Source organism: Rhizobacter sp. P2_H3 (assembly GCF_056403355.1).
The window spans coordinates 1-19,116 of sequence record NZ_JBFUFQ010000054.1 but is presented as its reverse complement, the minus strand read 5'-3'; the positions used below and the strand labels follow the sequence as shown (position 1 = coordinate 19,116).

The window sequence follows — 19,116 nt, the reverse complement described above, 5'->3', positions numbered from 1 at the left end:
CTGCTGGATCGCCTGCTGTCGCACGACCTGCCGCGCAGCCGCGTGCTCACGGTGCTGCTGGCCGCGATCGTGCTCGGCCTGGCCGCCACGCCGTTCGTGTTCCCCGGCACGCAGGCGATGAACGTCGCGGCCAAGGTGATGGTCTTCATCGTGCTGGTCGCGAGCTTCGACCTGCTGCTCGGCTACACCGGCATCGTCAGCTTCGCGCACACGATGTTCTTCGGCATCGGCGCTTACGGCATCGCGATCGCCAGCACGCGGCTCGGGCCGGGCTGGGGCGCGCTGGCGGTGGGCATGCTGGCGGCGCTCGCGGTGTCGCTCGTGCTGTCGCTGCTGATCGGCCTGTTCAGCCTGCGCGTGAAGGCGATCTTCTTCGCGATGATCACGCTGGCGGTGGCCTCGGCCTTCCTGACGCTCGCGTCGCAGCTGTCGGACTGGACCGGCGGCGAAGACGGGCTGAGCTTCCGGCTGCCCGAGGCCTTGGGCGATCGCCGGGTCGCGTACTACCTGCTGTTTGCCGTGGCGCTGACGCTGGTGCTCGCGATGCTGCGCATCGTCAACTCGCCGTTCGGCCGCGTGCTGCAGGCGATCCGCGAGAACGACTTCCGCGCCGAGGCGATCGGCTACCRCACGGTGGTGTACCGCACGCTGTCGAACGTGCTGTCGGCGCTGTTCGCGACGCTCGCCGGCTGCGTGCTCGCGCTCTGGCTGCGCTACAACGGGCCGGACACGTCGCTGAGCTTCGAGATCATGCTCGACGTGCTGCTGATCGTCGTGATCGGCGGCATGGGCAGCGTCTACGGCGCGGTCGTCGGCAGCCTGCTGTTCGTGCTGGCGCAGAGCTACCTGCAGAACCTGATGGCGCTCGCCGCGCCGCTGGTGGGCGGCGTGCCGCTGCTCTCCACCTTGATCTCGCCCGAGCGCTGGCTGTTGTGGCTCGGGGTTCTCTTCGTGCTGTCGGTCTACCACTTCCCGAACGGGATCGTGGGGCGGCTGCGCGCGATGCGGACAAGCCAGCCGGCCCCTCACACCAAGAAGGAGACATCGCCATGAAGATGAACCTGCACCCGCTCACGCTCGCCGCCCTCGGACTGTCTGCCGTTGCCGTCGCCGGCTGCGGCAGCGACGACGACATGCCACCCCCCGTCAACACACTGCCCGCCAACGTCACGCAGCAATCGATGACGGACTATCCCGCGACCAGCACCGGCAGCGGCAGCACTGCCGCGACGCAGGACCTGCTGACCGGCGGGCTCGGCAAGTCCGGGCTGGGCGGCGCGGCACCCACCTACGCCGATCCGCTGAACCCGACCGCCGCCGAGCTGCGCCGCAACGCCCTCTTCAGCAACTACCGCGGCCTGGTCGACATCAGCGCCGGCGGCGGCTACGGCACGCTGTACGGGCCGAACGTCGATGTGACAGGCCAGGCGACGACCGGCGAGGGCCTGATCCCGGGCCGCGAGTACGTCGCGGTGCTGGACAACGCGGCCGGCACCAAGCGGGTCGCGATCGCGGTGCAGATCCCCGACAGCTTCAACCAGAGCGCGCCGTGCCTCGTGCTCGGCCCGTCGTCCGGTTCGCGCGGTGTGTACGGCGCGATCGCCACCTCGGCCGAGTGGGGCCTGAAGCATGGCTGCGCGGTCGCGCTGACCGATGCCGGCAAGGGCATGGGGCTGTACGACATGGCGGACGACACGGTGAACCGCATCGACGGCACGCGCGCGACGCGGGCCGCGGCCGGCGCGGCAGCGTCGTTCGCCGCTGCGGTGACCGACACCGCGCGTGCCACATTCAACGCGCTGTTCCCGAACCGGCTGTCGCTGAAGCAGGCGCACTCGCAGCAGAACGCCGAGAAGGACTGGGGCAGCGACACGCTGGTGGCCGCCGCCTACGGGCTGTATGCGCTGAACGACCGCTACGGCAATGCGGCGGCGCCGCTGCCGTTCACCGCGGCCAACACGATCGTGATCGCCGGCTCGGTGTCGAACGGCGGCGCGGCGGTGCTGCGCGCGGCCGAGGCCGATGCGACGGGCCTGATCGACGGCGTGGTCGCCGGCGAGCCGGTGACCGAGCTGCCGACCACCACCGGCTACGGCGTGGAGTTCGGCGGCGCGGCGGTCATCGGCTACGGCAAGAAGCTGGGGGATTTCACGACCTACGGCAACCTCTACCAGCCCTGCGCCGCGCTGGCGGCCGGCGCGGCGATGGCCGAGACCTCGACCTTCAACTACCTGGTGGCGACCGCGCAGACCGGCAAGGCCGCGGCGCGTTGTGCGGGCCTCGCGGCCAAGGGCCTGGTGACCGGCGCGGACACGGCGGCCCAATCGGCCGACGCATTGGCCAAGCTGCGCGCCTATGGCTGGACCGCCGACAACGACCAGATGCACAACGCGCACTACGCACTCGGCAACGGGCCGATCCTGTCGGCGATGTACCCGATGATGTACGGTCGCTTCTCGGTGACCGACAACCTGTGCAACACCAGCTTCGCGCAGGTGGATGCGGGCGGCAACCCGATCGCAGCTCTCGCGGCGAGCAAGGCGCCGAGCTTCGCGACCGGCAATGGCACCGCCAACGGGTCGCCGGCCAGCGTCGTCTACAACGATTCCGTCGGCGGCGCGAAGCTGTGGTCGGCCGCGATCTCGGTGTCGACCGGCGTGCAGGACTTCGGCCTAGACAACGCGCTGTGCCAGCGTGCGCTGGTGACCGGCGTCGACGAGACCGGCGCGGCGCTGACGGCCACCGCGTCGTCGACGCGTCCGACCGCGGCGCAGGCGGCGGCGGTGCAGGCCGGCATGGCCGAGGTGGTGGTCAACGGCAACCTGCGCGCGAAGCCGGCGCTGGTGGTGGCGGGCCGCAGCGATGCGCTGGTGCCGGTCAACAACAACGCGCGCGCCTACGTGGCGTTCAACAAGACGGTGGAGGCGGCGGCCAGCAAGCTGGGCTACATCGAGGTGGCGAACGCCCAGCACTTCGACGGCTTCCTGTCGTTCCCAGGCTTCGACACACGGTTCGTGCCGCTGCACGTGTACTTCAACCGGGCGATGGACGCGATGTATGCGCACCTGAAGACCGGTGCCGCGCTGCCGCCCAGTCAGGTGGTGCGCGCAACGCCGCGTGGTGGCGCACCGAGCGCGGCGCCGATGATCACCGCGGGCAACGTGCCGGCGATCAGCGCCGCGCCGCTGGTGGCGGACCAGATCGGGTTCAGCGGCACGTCGGTGTCCGTCCCGAACTGAAAGCCGTCGTGGCCTTCACGTCGCACTACCTGGCCTGCGAGGGCCGCGAACTCCACTACACCGAGTGGGGCGCCGGCCGTGCCGAGACGGTGATCGCGTGGCACGGCCTCGCACGCACCTGCCGCGACATGGACGAGGTGGCGGCGCACCTGTCGCAGCGCTTCCGGGTGATCTGCCCGGACACGCTGGGCCGCGGCCTGAGCGAATGGAGCCGCGAACCCGAGCGCGAGTACTGCCTGGCGTTCTACGCGCAGCAGGCGGTGTCGCTGGTCGACCAGCTCGGGCTGCACGACTTTCACTGGGTGGGCACGTCGATGGGCGGTGCGATCGGCACGCTGGCTGCGGCCGGTGCCTTGCGCGGCCGCATCCGCAAGCTGGTGTTGAACGACAACGGCCCGGAGCTGGCCGAGCCGGCGCTCGCGCGCATCCGCGGCTATGCAGGGCGGCCGGCAGCCTTCGAGACGGTGAGCGAGCTGGAGCAGTACTTCCGCAAGATCTACCAGCCGTACGGCTGGCTGAGCGACGGCCAGTGGCGGCGCCTCACCGAGACCTCGACGCGCCGCTTGCCCGACGGCCGCGTGACGCCGCACTACGACCCGGCGATGGTGATGCAGTTCACCCACCACGACGACGACTACCGGCTGTGGGACGCATGGGACACGCTGACGCTGCCGGTGCTGTGCCTGCGCGGCGAGCACTCCGACCTGCTGCTGCCCGAGGTGGCCGAGCAGATGCGACAGCGCGGCCCGCGCGCGCAGGTGGTGACGGTGCCGGGCTGCGGGCATGCGCCGGCGTTGAACGTGCCGGAGCAACTGACGGTGGTGGAGCGGTTCCTGATGGCGCCGTGAGTTTTGAGGTCGCAAACTGCGACCTCAAGTTTGGCGGCGCAAAGACCCCGTTCGTATGGAGCACCACCGTTCGCGCTGAGCCTGTCGAAGGGCCCGTTCGTATCGAACCAAGGCTTCGACAAGCTCAGCCCGAACGGGACAATCCGTTCACCCTGAGCTTGTCGAAGGGTCTGCTCGCATCGGGCAAAGGCTTCGACAGGCTCAGCCCGAACGGGAGGGGACTCAGCGCCAGCGCGCTCTTGCCTTACGCCTGCTTTCACACGCTTGCCAATTGCGATGCCTGCCGGGACGGCGGCGCGGAAGAATGGAACCGGTTTCACACGCGCGGCCGATCGGCCGCTGCGCACAAGAATCGGAGAGGGACATCCCATGTGCCACATTCATTCGACGCTGCACGCGACGCCGACCGCGGCCGCACTGGCCGTTTCGCTGCTGCTGGCCGCCTGCGGCGGCAGCAACCCGTCGGCCGGGTCGGCATCCGATGCGGCGCTCAACCGCGAGACCGCCGAGGCGGTCGGCGATGCGCCGCCGGTGATCGCGCCCGGCCGCTACGTGCTCGTCAATGCGCAAAGCGGCAAGTGCGTCGACGCCGTTCCGTCGACGCCCGACGGCGGCCGCATCCAGCAGGCCACCTGCGGCACCGGCCTCACGCAGGCCTTCGACCTGACGACCCAGGCCGGCGGCGCCGTGAAGCTCGTGAACGCCGGCACCGGCCAGGTGTTCGACCTGTCGGGCAGCTCCGGTGCCGACGGCGCGGCCATCCACCAGTGGACAGACAACGGCACCAACGCGCAGCGCTTTCGCCCGTGGCGGGTGCTGGGCAACCGCTTCCGCTGGGTCAGCGCGGCCAGCGGCAAGTGCGTGACGATCGCCGATCGCTCGAACGCCGACGGCGCCCAGCTGCAGCAGGCCGGCTGCAGCAGCAGCGATGCGGCGCAGCAGTTCCTGCTGTTCCCGCGCGGCGGCAGCGCGCGCGGCGCGCTCGCGATCGGCCAGTACACGCTGCGCGGCCTGCAGTCGAAGCTGTGCCTGGACATCGAAGGCGCCGCCACCACCGATGGCGCGAAAACGCTGCAGGCCGCCTGCAGCACCTCGGCCAGCCAGCGCTTCGAGGTGCGCGCGGCCGACGATGGCAGCTATGCGTTCATCAACGTCAACAGCGGCCGCGCGCTCGACGTGAGCGACATCTCGACCGCCAACGGTGCGCTGATCCAGCAATGGAGCTACGGCGCCGGCGCCAACCAGCGCTTCAGCGTGATGCCGGTCGGCGACAGCTTCCGCATCGCGGCGAAGCACAGCGGCAAGTGCCTCGACGTGAAGGATTTCAGCACGGTGGCCGGCGGCCGCATCCAGCAATGGGACTGCGGCAACAACGACAACCAGCGCTGGCAGTTGCTGGCGACCGATGCGCAGGCTCCCGCACCCGCACCCGCACCCGCACCTGCGCCCGCTCCGGCGCCGTCGCCTGCACCGGCTCCCTCTCCGGCCCCCGCTCCGGCACCAGCCCCCAGCCCGGCACCGGCGCCTTCTCCTGCACCGTCCCCCGCACCGAGCCCGGCGCCCGCTCCCACGCTGACGCTGCCGCTCGAAGTCCTCGGCGCCGGCGCGCCCGACGCACCGACCGTCGTGCCGGCCCAGCTCGCGCTCGACGCGTCAGCCCTCGGTAGCGCGAGCCAGCTGGTGGTGCGCTGCCACCGCTGCGGCTTCTACAACTCGCCGGAGTTCGAGGCGCTCGCCAAGCCGCTGACCAGGATCGCCGGCAGCCTGCGCATCGTCGGCGGGCCCAATGGCAGCACTGCGCCGTGGATCGACATCAGCGACAGCACGGTGCAGCTCGACGAAGTCGAGCGCGCGCACGGCGGCGTCAACGGCGGGCTGCTGACGATCCGCTTCCGCGTACCGCTGGACGCGACCGCGCGCGCCCGCCTGGTCGCGCTGCCGGCCACCAACCGCATCGAGTTCCGCTTCAACGGCACCGACGGCAACTCCAACGGCTTCCGCATCCTCGACCTGCAGATCCAGGATGCCGCGGGCCGCCACCTCGGCGCGGCCCAGCCGCGCCAGTGGGCCGACATCCAGGCCGAGAAGGAGGCCGGCCGCACCTGGAGCGCCGACGCCGACGCGGGCAAGGTCCTGTGGAGCGGCCAGAACCTGCTGAAGAAGTCGCCGATCGTCGACACGACGATCCGCGCCGCGTGCTCGTCATGCCACGCGAGCGACGGCCGCGACCTGCAGTACTTCAACTTCTCGAACAACTCGGTGGTGCAGCGCTCGCGCTTCCATGGCCTGAGCGAGACGCAAGGCAGGCAGATCGCCGCCTACCTGCGTGCCGCGCTGTACACCAAGGTGCCGCACGTCGCGCAGGCCACGCCGTGGAATCCGCCGTACCAGCCGGGCCCGGGCCTGGATGCGAAGCCGACCGTCGAATGGGCAGCCGGTGCGGGCCTCGATGCGGTGCTGCCCGATGCGAAGTCCTTCGTCAACGTGTTCGCCGGCAAGGCCGCGAACAGCACCGCCGCGGTGACGCAGGCCGAGCTCGACGCCGCGATGGACCCGAGCCGCGGCAAGGTGCTGAACACGCGCGAGATGCCGATCCCGTTGCAGCTGCCGGACTGGAGCGCGTGGCTGCCGATCGAGAGCCCGCTTGACATCTGGGCGCCCGACGCGGGGCAGGCGCAGGGCCTGTTCGAGACCCAGGGCGACGACGGCTCGAACCCGATCAAGGTGGTCAAGCGCGTCTCCGATTTCCTGAATGCCAACCGGAACCCGAACGGCGTCTACGGCGACTGGAGCCACCTGACGCCCGAGCTGCGCGAACGCGCACAGGCCTGGCTCAACGATGTCGGTGGCAAGACCATCGCCTTCGCCGGCGGCGGCCGCGGCTCGCGCGTGTCGGGCGACCCGTCCAAGCCGTATGGTGGCGAACTGGGCGGCAAGAAGCTGCAGGCGCGCCTGTCGGCCCAGACGGCGAGTGCGGTCAACCTGCCGGCCGCCTTCACGAAGGAAGCGTTCATCGAGCGCGCGCTGTTCGGCGCCATCCACTGGATGAGCGTCAAGCAATGGGAGCTGGCCCACACCTACGGCCTCGAAGGGCGGCAGGACTGGCTGCACGGCTCGCGCAATGCCAGCGGCCAGTGGGTCGGCATCGGCGAGCCGCGCGGCTGGCCGTTCAGCTGGCCGAGCGTGTTCTACACGGCACCGCACATGCTGTTCGCGCCGGTGAACGGTCGAGAGAACTACTTCTCGTGGGAGCCGCGGCTGGTGTCGTTCTACCGCACCAACCAGTGGTACCAGCTGCAGATGACGGTGAACCCGGGCTGGCCGGGGGCGTCGGAGGGGCCGATGGACTGGCCGTACCACATGGGCTTCACGACCGCGGTGGTCGACGACCTGATCACCGCCAAGGCACCGGGGCCCGTGTCGGCGATGCACCTGGCGCGCTACTTCCAGGTGCGCACCAAGCTCGCGCAGCTGGCCAACACCGACCTGCCGTTCAACCAGCCGGATCCGGCCGCGCCGACCGACCTGTTCCGCAACAAGGGGCACCAGAGCCGGGCTTCGCTGGCGATCCACAAGCTGGGCGTCGGCGAGGTGGTCGACCGCGGGCCGGAGGACTGGGAGAAGTCGCGCTTCCGCCAGCTCGACGCGGTGACGCCGGGGCTGCACCTGATGTTCATCAACAGCTCGATCTCGCTCTACAACGCGCTGTATGCGAACACCACTTACGAGCAGTGGCGGCGGTGTGATCCGAATGCGCTGTTCGGCAGCGAGCCGGAGATCAAGTCGGGCTTCCGTTTCTGTCTCGATCCGAAGCGCACGCCGCTGCCGTTGAATGCGAAGGGGCAGCCGCACCTGGTCGGCGGCTGGGTGGACTGGACCGGCGAGCAGTACATCGCCTGGAGCGTGATGTCGGCGCGCAACCACGGGGCCGAGGCGCAGCGCTTGAAGACCTTCTCGGATTGGGCGGGGCGGATGTGGCGGGAGTGAAGCGCAAGCGTCTGCATGTCTCTGTTGCTTTGGCGCACGAACACGATTTCACAGGTTTCGTGAAGAGCGTGTCTGTGAAAGCCTCGCGGGTTTTCGCCGATTCTTCGGCGCATCGCGAGGACTGCCGGCACCATGAGCCGCACCGACATCATTCACGGCAGTAACCGACGCACGACGCTGTTTCACTACACGGACGGCGTTGGCCTGAGAGGAATCCTCGAGACGGGCCACCTGCTGCCATCCCTGAAGAGACACAATCCACGAGATGTCCGGTACGGTGAAGGTCAGTACCTTTCGGACAGGGTTCCCGGCACACTGTCCTCCAGCCAGTTGTCGAGGTGCTTTCTGGGGCAACCRTTCCAGGCACGGCGATTCACACACTTCATCGAGATCGATATGGTGGGAATCGACGTACTGAAAGGCCGCGACGGCGTGTATGTTGTGCTTGGTCGAGAGCCTCTCGATCTCTCGGGGCGGCTCATCCGCAGTGGAGAAAACTGAATGGACTACGTGAAAGTTCGCTGGCTTCACCAGCATGCCTCCGAGCCGATTCTTCTCCTGAGCGAACTCGATGCGGAACGCTATGAGGTCCGCAAGGTGGAGGTTTTCGCGGATGGCCACATGGGCTTCGCCAGCGACCACCAGACAAGCGGGCACACGTTCCTGGGCGAAAGACCCGTGCCGCTCGCTGCCGATATCGCGGCCGATCCGGAGTTCGTGATCGAGGGGCTGGATGGTCGGGAGTTCGAGATGGCGTGGCGGGCTGCCATCGCTGGATCACGCTGGAAACTGCAGGCTTGAGACCTGCAGGACCTCAGAAGGCGGCGAATGCCTTGTCGAGCTTCTGCTCCCACGCAGCCTTTTGAGCGCCATCCACGAAGCTCGCCTCGAAGCTGTTCTTCGCCAACTGATACGCCTGCCGCGCCCCCAGCGCCGGCAGCGCGTCGAAGGTCGCGAGGAAGTTCGCGTTCATGTAGCCGCCGAAGTACGCCGGGTCGTCCGAGTTGACCGTCGCGCACAGGCCCGCATCGAGCAAGGCGCCCAGCTGATGCGCCGCCATGTCGGGGTACACGCACAGCTTCACGTTCGACAGCGGGCACACCGTCAGCGGCATGCGCTCGGCGGCCAACCGCTTCACCAACACAGGGTCTTCAACACAGCGCACGCCGTGGTCGATGCGCTCGACCTTCAGCACGTCGAGCGTGCTCCAGATGTAGGCCGGCGGGCCTTCCTCGCCGGCGTGCGCGACCAGCCGCAATCCCAGTTCGCGGCACTTCGCGAACACGCGCGCGAACTTCTCCGGCGGGTGTCCGCGCTCGCTGCTGTCGAGGCCGACGCCGATGAAGCGCTCGCGAAACGGCAGCGCCTGTGCCAGCGTCTCGAACGCGGCTTCTTCGCTCAGGTGCCGCAGGAAGCACAGGATCAGCGCGCTGCTGACACCCAGTTCGCGCCGCGCCGTCTCGCCCGCCCGCGTCAGCCCGTTGATCACCGTCTCGAAGCTGACGCCGCGCTCGGTGTGCGTCTGCGGATCGAAGAACAGCTCCGCATGGACGACGTTGTCGGCGGCCGCGCGGCGGAAGTAGGCCATCGCCATGTCGAAGAAGTCTTCCTCCTTCAGCAGCACGCTCGCGCCGGCGTAGTAGATGTCGAGGAAGCTCTGCAGGTCGGTGAACGCATAGGCCTCGCGCAGCGCCTCGACGCTGGCATACGGGATCGACACGCCGTTTCGCTGCGCCAGCGCGAAGATCAGCTCCGGCTCCAGCGAGCCCTCGATGTGGATGTGCAGCTCGGCCTTCGGCATCGCGCACAGCAGCGCGGGCAGGCGGTCGCGAGGGATGGCGTCGAGGTTCATGCGATGGCTCCAAAACGGATGCCGCGTTCGATCAGGAAGCGGCGGTAGGCGGCCGAGCTGCGGTCGGCCGCGCAGTGCACCTCGCCGTCCGCGAGCGGCAGCCGCCTGGGCTGCTGCGACTCGAGGACGGGCTGGTCCTGCGTGAAGATGGTGTGCTGGAACGCGCGCAGCGCGTCGTCGCTGGAATCGTGGTCGGTGATCGCCAGGCGGAACCAGACGCGGCTGTGCTCCTCGTCGAGCGGGCAGACGAACAGGCCGATCACGTCAAGGTAGCCATCCTGCGCCTGCGGCAGCTTGGTCAGCACCGCGCTGAACGGTGCGGTCAGCTCGTAGCGGTAGTCGACCCAGCTGCCTTCGGTCGACAGCCGGTTGCTCTGCGGCTGCCAGGCCCTGCAGCCGGTGGCGACGAAGCCGGTCGGCGTGGACTGCACGGTGTAAGCGGGCGTCTGCGGCTGCGCGCGCTCGCCGAGCCAGCCGTCGTGCACGAAGCCGAAGTGCGACAGATCGAGGAAGTTCTCGACGATGCGGCCGGCACAGGTCGCCACGTCGTACGGGCCGCACAGCAGCTTGCGCAGTTGCGGGTCGGTCTCGGCCTCGAAGGCGGGCAGGGGCGTGTCGCCCGGCTGCAGCCGCACCCACACGAGGCCATGCGCCTCCTGCGCTTCATGCGCGCAGGCCGCATGCGAGGGCGGCGGCGCGAACGACGGCTGCGACGCGATCAGCACGCAGGCGCCATCGTGCCCAAAGCGCCAGCCGTGGTACGGGCATTCGAGCGAGGCGCGGCCTTCGTGCTGAACTACGCGCCCGAGCGAAAGCCGCGTGCCGCGGTGCGGGCAGCGGTCGGTGAACGTGCGGGCGCGGCCGGTGTCGTCGCGCCACAGCACCAGGTCGTGGGCGAGCAAGCGCGCGGCAAGCGGTCCGTCGGTCAGCGCAGAGCTGTCGGCGACCGGGTGCCAGAGCGTTGCTTCCACCAAGCCATTCTCAGCAGGCATGTCGCCGCGCCAGCGTGCGACCCATCAAGCGGACTCCGTGGAACCGGCTCTGCCGGGCCACTGGAGGCGCCCCCTTGAGGGGGAGGCGCGAAGCGCCTCGGGGGTGGGTGTCACTTTCCGCCGGGGACTTTGCCGTCGACGCCCTTCACGAAGAACTTGATGCCGCTCATGAACTTGTCATCGGCGACCTCGTCCTTCTTCAGCACTTCCTTGCCGTCGTTGCCGACGATCGGGCCCTTCCAGATCGCGAAGCTGCCGTCCTTCAGGCCGGCCTTCACCTTCTCGACCTTCTCCTTCAGCTCGGCCGGCACCTTGTCGGAGATCGACACCAGGTCGATCGCGCCTTCCTTGACGCCCCACCACGAGGCGCTGTTGCCGGCCCACTTGCCGTCCAGCGCATCCCGCGTCGCCTTGATGTAGTACGGCGACCAGTTGATGATGCTCGAGGCCAGGTGGGCCTTCGGGCCGTAGGCGGTCATGTCGCTGTCCCAGCCGAATGCGTACTTGCCGGCCTTCTCGGCCGTCTGCAGCACCGCGCTCGAGTCGGTGTTCTGCATCAGCACGTCGGCGCCGCCGTTGATCAGCGATTGCGCGGCGTCGGTTTCCTTCGGCGGGTTGAACCACTCGTTGACCCAGACCACCTTGGTCTTGATCTTCGGGTTCACCGACTGCGCACCCAGCGTGAAGCTGTTGATGTTGCGGATCACCTCGGGAATCGGGATCGAGCCGACCACGCCCAGCGTGTTGGTCTTCGTCATGCCGCCGGCGATCACGCCAGCCATGTACGCGCCTTCATAGGTGCGGCTGTCGTAGGTGCGCATGTTCTCGGCCTGCTTGAAGCCGGTGGCATGCTCGAACTTCACGTCCTTCAGGTCGGCCGCGACCTTCAGCATCGGCTCCATGTAGCCGAAGGTGGTGCCGAAGATCAGCTTGTTGCCCTGGCTGGCCATGTCGCGGAACACCCGCTCGGCGTCGGCCGCCTCGGGCACCTTCTCGACGAAGCTGGTCTGGATCTTGTCGCCGAATTCCTTCTCGAGCGCCTTGCGCGCGTTGTCGTGCGCAAAGGTCCAGCCGCCGTCGCCGACCGGGCCGACGTAGGCGAACGCGATCTTCAGCGGCTCCGGCTTCGGGGCCGCGGCCGAGGCGGCGGCCACCGGTGCCGGCGTGGGCGCAGGCGCCTCTTCCTTCTTGCCGCAGCCCACCAGCGCGGTGCCGGCCGCCAGCGTGCTCCACCCTGCGAGCTTCAGCAGGGCACGTTTCGAGATTGAGGTCATGGGAACTCCAGGGTGAGGAACGCAAGAATTTATCAGGCCAGCTACCGGGGCTAGCTGCCGGGGAAGAACGGCTTGCCGAGCGACGCCGGCATGTTCACGCGGATCCAGCCGGCATTGCGCGAGATCAGCACCAGCACGACGATGGTCGACAGGTAGGGCAGCATCGTCAGCAGCTGCGCCGAGACCTGCACGCCTTCGCCCTGCAGGTAGAACTGCAGCATCGTCACGCCGCCGAACAGGTAGGCGCCGAGCAAGACGCGTGCCGGTCGCCAGGTCGCGAAGGTCGTCAGGGCCAGCGCGATCCAACCCTTGCCGGCGACCATCCCCTCGACCCACAGCGGCGTGTAGACGACCGAGAGGTAGGCGCCCGCCAGCCCGCACAGCGCGCCGCCCGCCATCACCGCCGCGAGGCGGATGCGGCGCACCGGGTAGCCCAGTGCGTGCGCCGATTCGGGGGATTCGCCGACCGCGCGCAGCACCAGTCCGGCGCGCGAGCGGTACAGGAACCAGGCGAGTGCCGCCGTCAACGCCATCGCGGCGTACACCATCGGGTGCTGGCGGAACAGCGCCGGGCCGATGAACGGGATGTCGGCCAGCAGCGGCAGCTGGAAGTGCGCGCGTTCGGACAATTTCTCCTGCACGAAGCCGGTGCCGAGGAAGGCCGACAGCCCGCTGCCGAACAGGCTCAGCGCGAGCCCGGTCGCGTACTGGTTGGTGTTGAGCCAGATCACCAGCGCGCCGAAGACCGCGGCCAGCAGCGCGCCGGCGCCGGCGCCGGCCGCGAAGGCGAGCCAGTCGCTGCCGGTGTGCACCGCGGTCGCGAAGCCGGCCAGCGCGGCCACCAGCATCATCCCTTCGGCGCCGAGGTTGACGATGCCGGCGCGCTCGTTGACCAGCAGCCCGAGCGCGGCGAACGCGAGCACGGTACCGGAACTCAGCGTGGCGGCGATCAGCAGGGCGATGGCGTCCATCAGGCTTGTCCCTCGGCGGTGGAGGACGCCGCCGCCGGCGCGGGCGCGGCGGGGGCGTGCGCCGGCTTCCAGCGGATGCGGTAGTGGATCAGCGTGTCGCAGGCGAGCAGCGAGAACAGCAGCAGGCCCTGGAACACGCCGGTCAGCGATTTCGGCAGGCCCAGGCGCGATTGCGCCAGCTCGCCGCCGATGTAGAACATGCTCATCAGGATCGCCGAGAACACGATGCCCACCGGGTGCAGCCGGCCGACGAAGGCGACGATGATGGCCGCGAAGCCGTAGCCCACCGGCACGTGCAGGGTCAGCTGGCCGAGCGGGCCGGCCGCCTCCAGCCCGCCGGCCAGCCCGGCCATGCCGCCCGACAGCAGCAGCGCCGTCCACAGCGCGCGCCGCGACGAGAAGCCGGCGTAGCGCGCCGCCGCCGGGGCCTGCCCGCCGACCTGCAGCTGGAAGCCGGCATAGGTGCGGAACAGGAAGGCCCAGAACGCGCCCACCGCGAGCAGCGCGAGCAGCAGGCCGATGTTGACGCGCAGCCCGCTGAACAGCCGCGGCACCTTGGTGGCGTCGAGGAAGGTCATGGTCTGCGGGAAGTTGTAGCCGTTCGGGTCCTTCCACGGGCCGTAGACCAGCCAGCCCAGCACCTGCTCGGCGACGTAGACCAGCATCAGGCTGACCAGGATCTCGTTGGCGTTGAAGCGGTCGCGCAGCAGCGCGACGATCGCGGCCCAGGCCATGCCGCCGAGCACGCCGGCCACGAGGATCGGTACCACGATCCAACGCCCCGTGCCCGGCTCGGCCAGCATCGCGACCCCGCCGGCCGCAATCGCCCCCAGCACGAACTGCCCCTCGGCGCCGATGTTCCAGACGTTGGAGCGGAAGCACACCGCGAGGCCGAGCGCGATCAGCAGCAGCGGCGTCGCCTTCACCGCCAGCTCCGACAGCGCATACGCGCTCTTCAGCGGCTCGACGAAGAACACCTGCAGCCCGCGCAGCGGATCCTTGCCGAGCAGCAGGAACAGCACGACGCCGATCGCCACCGTGATCGCCAGCGCCAGCAGCGGCGAGGCGATCGACATCAGCCGGCTCTGCGCCGGGCGCGGCTCAAGCTTCAGCATGCTTCGCCTCCGGGTGGAAGGCCGCTCCGCGCGGCGCCCACAGCCCGCTCATCCATTCGCCGATCTGCTCCACCGTGGCCTGCGTGGTCGCGATCGACGGCGACACGCGGCCCTGTGCGATCACCACCAGGCGGTCGCAGACCTCGAACAGCTCGTCGAGCTCCTCGCTGACGACCAGCACCGCGCAGCCCGCGTCGCGCAGCTTCAGCAGCTCGCCGCGGATCTGCGCGGCCGCGCCGACGTCGACGCCCCAGGTCGGCTGCGAGACGATCAGCAGGCGCGGCGCGGCATCGATCTCGCGGCCGACGATGAACTTCTGCAGGTTGCCGCCGGACAGGCTCCTGGCCGGCGCCTCGGGCCCGCCCGCCTTCACGTTGAAGCGCTGGATCAGCCGGTTCGCGAGCGCGGCGACCTCGCCGGTGCGGATCCAGCCCTGCGCCGTCACCGCGGCGGTGCGCGTGAGCAGCGTGTTCTGCGCGAGCGACAGCGTCGGCACCGCGCCGCGGCCGAGGCGTTCCTCGGGCACGAAGTTCAGGCCTTGCGCCCGGCGGCGGCGCGGCGACTGGCGGCCCACCGGCCGCTCGAACAGCACGATGCTCTCGGCCTCGGCGCGCGGGTCCTCGCCGGAGAGCGCGGCCATCAGCTCCTGCTGGCCGTTGCCGGAGACGCCGGCGATGCCGACGATCTCGCCGCAGCGCACGTCGAAGCTGATGCCCTGCAGGTCCATGCCGAACTGGTCGCGCTTGGGCACCGTGAGCTCGCGCACCGACAGCGCCACGTCGCCGAGCCGCGCCTGCACGTGCTGCAGCTGCGGCGGCTCGGCGCCGATCATCAGGCGCGACAGGCTGGCATTGGTCTCCTGCGTCGGGTCGACCTCGCCGGTGACGCGGCCGCCGCGCAGCACGGTGCAGTGGTGGCACAGCGCGCGGATCTCGTCGAGCTTGTGGCTGATGTAGAGGATGCTGCAGCCCTCGGCGGCGAGCTGGCGCAGCGTGATGAAGAGCGTCTCGACGGCCTGCGGCGTCAGCACCGAGGTCGGCTCGTCGAGGATCAGCAGCTTCGGGTTGGTCATCAGCGCGCGCACGATCTCGACGCGCTGGCGCTCGCCGACCGACAGCGTGTGCACCGGGCGCAGCGGGTCGACGCCGAGGCCGTAGACGCGGGCGACCTCGGTGATGCGCTGCGTCACGGCGGCGAGCGTCAGCGACTTGTCCAGGCCGAGCCAGACGTTCTCGGCGGCGGTGAGGGTGTCGAACAGGCTGAAGTGCTGGAACACCATGCTGATGCCCAGCGCGCGCGCCTCCTGCGGGTTGCGGATCTCGACCGGCTGGCCGTTCCAGCGGATCACGCCGGCATCGGGGCGGACCGCGCCGTAGATCATCTTCATCATCGTCGACTTGCCGGCGCCGTTCTCGCCGAGCACGGCATGGATCTCGCCGGGCTTGACGCGCAGGTTGACGCGGTCGTTCGCCTTGACGGCGGGGTAGCTCTTGCTGAGGTCGGTCAGTTCCAGTCGAAGCATCGCCGCCCCCTCAATCCCGTCGCCCATGCCGTTGCACTCCGTTCACCCACGTCGACACCAGGTTCCGCTCGTCCGCGAGCGTCATCCACGCAAACACCCGCTCATGCAAGCCCCGCGCCACCTCCATCCGACGCTCGGCGACCGGCCCCACCGCCCAGTCCCAGACGCACAGGTCGGCGACCCGCCCGGCCTCCAGCGAGCCGATCTCGTCGGCCAGCCCGAGCGCCTTGGCCGCGCCGCGCGTGCCGGCATGCAGCGCCTTCCAGGCCGTCAGCCGCTCGCCGGCCATCGCCTGCACGCGGTAGGCGTCGCTCGCGGCGCGCAGCATCGACAGGCTGGTGCCGCCGCCCACGTCGGTCGCCAGGCTGACCGCGCAGCCGGCGGCCTCGGCGGCGCGCCAGCCGAACAGACCGCTGCCGAGGAACAGGTTCGACGACGGGCTGTGGGCGATCTGCGCACCGCTGGCCCGGATCGCCGCCCGGTCGGCATCGTCCAGCCAGATGCCGTGCGCCAGCACGCTGCGCTCGTTCAGCAGCCCGGCGCGGGCGTACACGTCGAGGTAGCTGCGCGCCTCGGGGAACAGCTCGGCCACCCACAGCACCTCGTCGCGGTTCTCGGCCACGTGGGTCTGCATGTAGAGGCCGGGCCAGGCCGCGCACAGCCGGCCGGCCATCGCGAGCTGGGCCGGCGTGCTGGTCGGCGCGAAGCGCACCGTCACCGCGTAGGCGAGCCGGTCGACGCCATGCCAGCGCTCGATCAGCTCGACGCAATCGCGCTCGGCCTGGTCGACGTCGTCGCGCAGCCCGTCGGGCGCATGCCGGTCCATCAGCACCTTGCCGGCGATCAGCCGCATGCCGCGCGCCTGGGCGCCGGCCAGCAGCCGGTCGGCGCTGACCTTGTGGACGGTCGGGAAGACGACGGCGGCGGTCGTGCCGTGCGCCAGCAGCGCATCGAGAAAGCGTGCCGCGCCGCGCTCGGCCTCGCCCGCGTCGGCATAGCGGCGCTCGGCCGGGAAGGTGTAGGTGTCCAGCCAGTCGAGCAACGCGGTGCCGTAGCTCGCGATCACGTCGAGCTGCGGGCTGTGCACATGGCTGTCGATGAAGCCGGGCATCAGCAGCCGGCCGCGGTGGTCGTGCAGCTGCCAGCGGGTGTCGGGCGTGCCGGGCTGCGCGCCCGCGATGCGGCCGTCCTCGACCAGCAGCCAGTGGTCGGGGCGGAAACGCACGGCCGGCGACTCGGTGTCGCCCCAGTCGGGTGCGGCGGTGAAGTCGAGCAGGTCGGCGCGCAGCGCGATGCGGCGGGGTGTCATGCGGGAAGTCGGGTGGGGGCAGGCCAGGGGCCGGGCCCGTGAATTGCAAAGCCAGGGCGTCGGGGCGCCATCGTATCCCGGCGGCGACGGAGGTTTACCCTTGCGGAGTCTGTCCTATGCTTGTTGACCAACCCCGGATTTCCATGAGCACCCAGCCCATCCGCTTCTTCCACCGCGGCGAGATCGTCGAGGTGGGCGGCGTTCATCCGACGCGCTCGGTGCTCGAGTGGCTGCGCGAGGACGCCCGCTGCACCGGCACCAAGGAGGGTTGCAACGAGGGCGATTGCGGTGCCTGCACGGTGGTGGTGGGGGAACTGGCGGATGAGCGGACGGCGCCCGCGCAGCGGGTCGGTGGCCTCGCGCTGCGCACCGTCAACGCCTGCATCCAGTTCCTGCCGACGCTGGCCGGCAAGGCGCTGTTCACCGTCGAAGACCTGAAGGACCAGGCCGGCGGCGCGCTGCACCCGGTGCAGCAGGCGATGGTCGAGTGCCACGGCTCGCAGTGCGGGTTCTGCACGCCGGGCTTCGTGATGTCGCTGTGGGCCGGCTACGAGGGCCACCGTGCCTGCGGGCAGGTGCCGACCCGGCAGCAACTGGCCGACGAGCTGTCGGGCAACCTGTGCCGCTGCACCGGCTACCGGCCCATCCTCGATGCCGGCGAGCGCATGTTCGAGCTGCCGCCGGTCGCGCTCGACCCCTTGCCGGTGGTGGCCGCGCTGAAGACGCTCGCGGGCAGCACCGACGGCCTCCACTACGCCGGCTTCAACCGCCAGGCCGCCGGCGGCCCGCGCGTCGACGACTACTTCGCGCCGCGCACGCTGGAGGCGCTCGCGGCGCTGCGCGAGCAGCACCCGAAGGCGACGCTGCTGGCCGGCTCGACCGACATCGGGCTGTGGGTCAACAAGCAGTTCCGCGACCTCGGCGAGATCCTCTACCTGGGCGACGTGGCCGAGCTGAAGCGCATCGACGAGCGCGACGGCCACCTGCACATCGGCGCCGGGGCCTCGCTCGAAGACGCCTGGTCGGCGCTCGCGCGGCACGTGCCCGCGCTGACCGAGGTGTGGCTGCGTTTCGCGTCGCCGCCGATCCGGCATGCCGGCACGATGGGTGGCAACGTGGCCAACGGCTCGCCGATCGGCGATTCGGCGCCGGTGCTGCTCGCGCTCGACGCCGAGCTGGTGCTGCGCCGCGGCAGCAAGGCGCGGCGCGTGCCGCTCGCCGCGTTCTACCTCGACTACATGAAGAACCAGTTGCAGCCCGGCGAGTTCGTGCAGGAGATCGTCGTACCGCTGGCGGCCGTGCAGCAGCAGGTGCGCGCGTACAAGATCAGCAAGCGTTTCGACTGCGACATCTCGGCCGTGTGCGCCGGCCTGTCGATCGGGCTCGCGGCCGACGGCACGGTCGCGCAGGTGCGGCTGGCGTTCGGCGGCATGGCGGGCATCGTCAAGCGCGCCGCGCAGGCCGAGGCGGCGTTGCAGGACCGCGCGTGGGACGAGGCCGCCTTGAAGGCCGCGCAGGCTGCGCTGGCGCAGGACTTCACGCCGCTCAGCGACATGCGCGCGAGCGCCGCCTACCGGCTGCAGGTCGCGCAGAACCTGCTGCGGCGCTTCTGGCTGGAGACGCGCGCGGTGGACCCGCTGCCGGTCGAGGCCACGCGGGCCTGGAGCGTGATGGCATGAACAAGGCCGTGGATCCTTTCCTGCAGGCCGAGCCCGACGCCGAAGCCGTCGCGCTGCGTGAAGGCGCGCGCGTCGGCATCAGCCGGCCGCACGAATCGGCGCACCTGCACGTCGCCGGCGAGGCCGCCTACATCGACGACCTGCCGGAGCTCGCCGGCACGCTGCACGCGGCGCTCGGGCTGTCGCCGGTGGCGCACGGGCGGCTGCTGGCGATCGACCTCGCGGTGCTGCGGGCGCAGCCGGGCGTCGTCGCGGTGCTGACCGCCGCCGACATCCCCGGCCCCAACGACTGCGGGCCGATCCTGCACGACGACCCGATCCTCGCCGA

The 19,116-nt window shown here is 70.1% G+C and carries 14 protein-coding genes and 1 pseudogene; 8 read left to right on the top strand and 7 right to left on the bottom strand.

Going from position 1 to position 19,116, the window contains the following annotated elements; genetic code table 11:
- The 6 genes from AC1D1T_RS12900 to AC1D1T_RS12875 all read left to right on the top strand — a co-directional run bounded on the left by AC1D1T_RS12900 (position 1) and on the right by AC1D1T_RS12875 (position 8,875).
- Positions 1-1,053, top strand: coding sequence for a branched-chain amino acid ABC transporter permease (locus tag AC1D1T_RS12900; protein ID WP_477991955.1), 1,053 nt, complete (start codon positions 1-3; stop codon positions 1,051-1,053).
- Complete coding sequence (locus tag AC1D1T_RS12895) at positions 1,050-3,239, top strand: 3-hydroxybutyrate oligomer hydrolase family protein (RefSeq protein WP_477840878.1); 2,190 nt, start codon at positions 1,050-1,052, stop codon at positions 3,237-3,239. The genes AC1D1T_RS12900 and AC1D1T_RS12895 overlap by 4 nt, the downstream gene beginning before the upstream one ends.
- Positions 3,240-3,247: 8 nt before the next feature.
- Positions 3,248-4,087 (top strand): alpha/beta fold hydrolase, encoded by an 840-nt coding sequence (locus AC1D1T_RS12890; protein ID WP_477827126.1) that lies wholly within the window; start codon positions 3,248-3,250, stop codon positions 4,085-4,087.
- A 369-nt stretch (positions 4,088-4,456) separates the two neighbouring features.
- Positions 4,457-8,074, top strand: a complete 3,618-nt coding sequence (locus AC1D1T_RS12885) for an RICIN domain-containing protein (RefSeq protein WP_477991951.1) — start codon at positions 4,457-4,459, stop codon at positions 8,072-8,074.
- A 132-nt stretch (positions 8,075-8,206) separates the two neighbouring features.
- Positions 8,207-8,575: an HYD1 signature containing ADP-ribosyltransferase family protein gene (locus AC1D1T_RS12880; protein ID WP_477826796.1), complete on the top strand. Its 369-nt coding sequence runs from the start codon at positions 8,207-8,209 to the stop codon at positions 8,573-8,575.
- A complete protein-coding gene (locus AC1D1T_RS12875) occupies positions 8,576-8,875 on the top strand; it encodes a DUF6881 domain-containing protein (RefSeq protein WP_465112666.1) in 300 nt (99 codons plus the stop codon).
- 13 nt (positions 8,876-8,888) lie between these two features.
- Here AC1D1T_RS12875 and AC1D1T_RS12870 read toward each other — a convergent pair whose 3' ends face one another.
- From AC1D1T_RS12870 to guaD, 7 genes are all read right to left on the bottom strand, one after another.
- The gene (locus tag AC1D1T_RS12870) at positions 8,889-9,926 is read right to left on the bottom strand and encodes an adenosine deaminase (protein ID WP_477826794.1); all 1,038 of its coding nucleotides are present in this window, start codon (positions 9,924-9,926) and stop codon (positions 8,889-8,891) included.
- Positions 9,923-10,900: a Rieske 2Fe-2S domain-containing protein gene (locus AC1D1T_RS12865; protein WP_477826797.1), complete on the bottom strand. Its 978-nt coding sequence runs from the start codon at positions 10,898-10,900 to the stop codon at positions 9,923-9,925. The genes AC1D1T_RS12870 and AC1D1T_RS12865 overlap by 4 nt, the downstream gene beginning before the upstream one ends.
- Positions 10,901-11,028: 128 nt before the next feature.
- The gene (locus AC1D1T_RS12860) at positions 11,029-12,192 is read right to left on the bottom strand and encodes a BMP family ABC transporter substrate-binding protein (protein ID WP_465112664.1); all 1,164 of its coding nucleotides are present in this window, start codon (positions 12,190-12,192) and stop codon (positions 11,029-11,031) included.
- A 50-nt stretch (positions 12,193-12,242) separates the two neighbouring features.
- Positions 12,243-13,163, bottom strand: coding sequence for an ABC transporter permease (locus tag AC1D1T_RS12855; protein ID WP_477839064.1), 921 nt, complete (start codon positions 13,161-13,163; stop codon positions 12,243-12,245).
- Positions 13,163-14,278, bottom strand: a complete 1,116-nt coding sequence (locus tag AC1D1T_RS12850) for an ABC transporter permease (RefSeq protein WP_465112663.1) — start codon at positions 14,276-14,278, stop codon at positions 13,163-13,165. Before AC1D1T_RS12850 ends, AC1D1T_RS12855 begins: the two co-directional genes overlap by 1 nt.
- Positions 14,265-15,800, bottom strand: a complete 1,536-nt coding sequence (locus AC1D1T_RS12845) for an ABC transporter ATP-binding protein (RefSeq protein WP_477825109.1) — start codon at positions 15,798-15,800, stop codon at positions 14,265-14,267. Before AC1D1T_RS12845 ends, AC1D1T_RS12850 begins: the two co-directional genes overlap by 14 nt.
- A gap of 10 nt (positions 15,801-15,810) precedes the next feature.
- A complete protein-coding gene (gene guaD / locus AC1D1T_RS12840) occupies positions 15,811-17,109 on the bottom strand; it encodes a guanine deaminase (protein ID WP_477839070.1) in 1,299 nt (432 codons plus the stop codon).
- Between the two features lie 143 nt (positions 17,110-17,252).
- Between guaD and xdhA the strand changes: the two genes are divergently transcribed.
- Together xdhA and AC1D1T_RS12830 are read left to right on the top strand one after the other, a co-directional pair.
- Entirely contained in the window at positions 17,253-18,788 is a 1,536-nt protein-coding gene (gene xdhA / locus AC1D1T_RS12835; RefSeq protein WP_477825111.1) for a xanthine dehydrogenase small subunit, read from the top strand.
- Positions 18,785-19,116: pseudogene (locus AC1D1T_RS12830) on the top strand (xanthine dehydrogenase molybdopterin binding subunit); the annotation flags it as partial. The gene xdhA and the pseudogene AC1D1T_RS12830, both read left to right, overlap by 4 nt.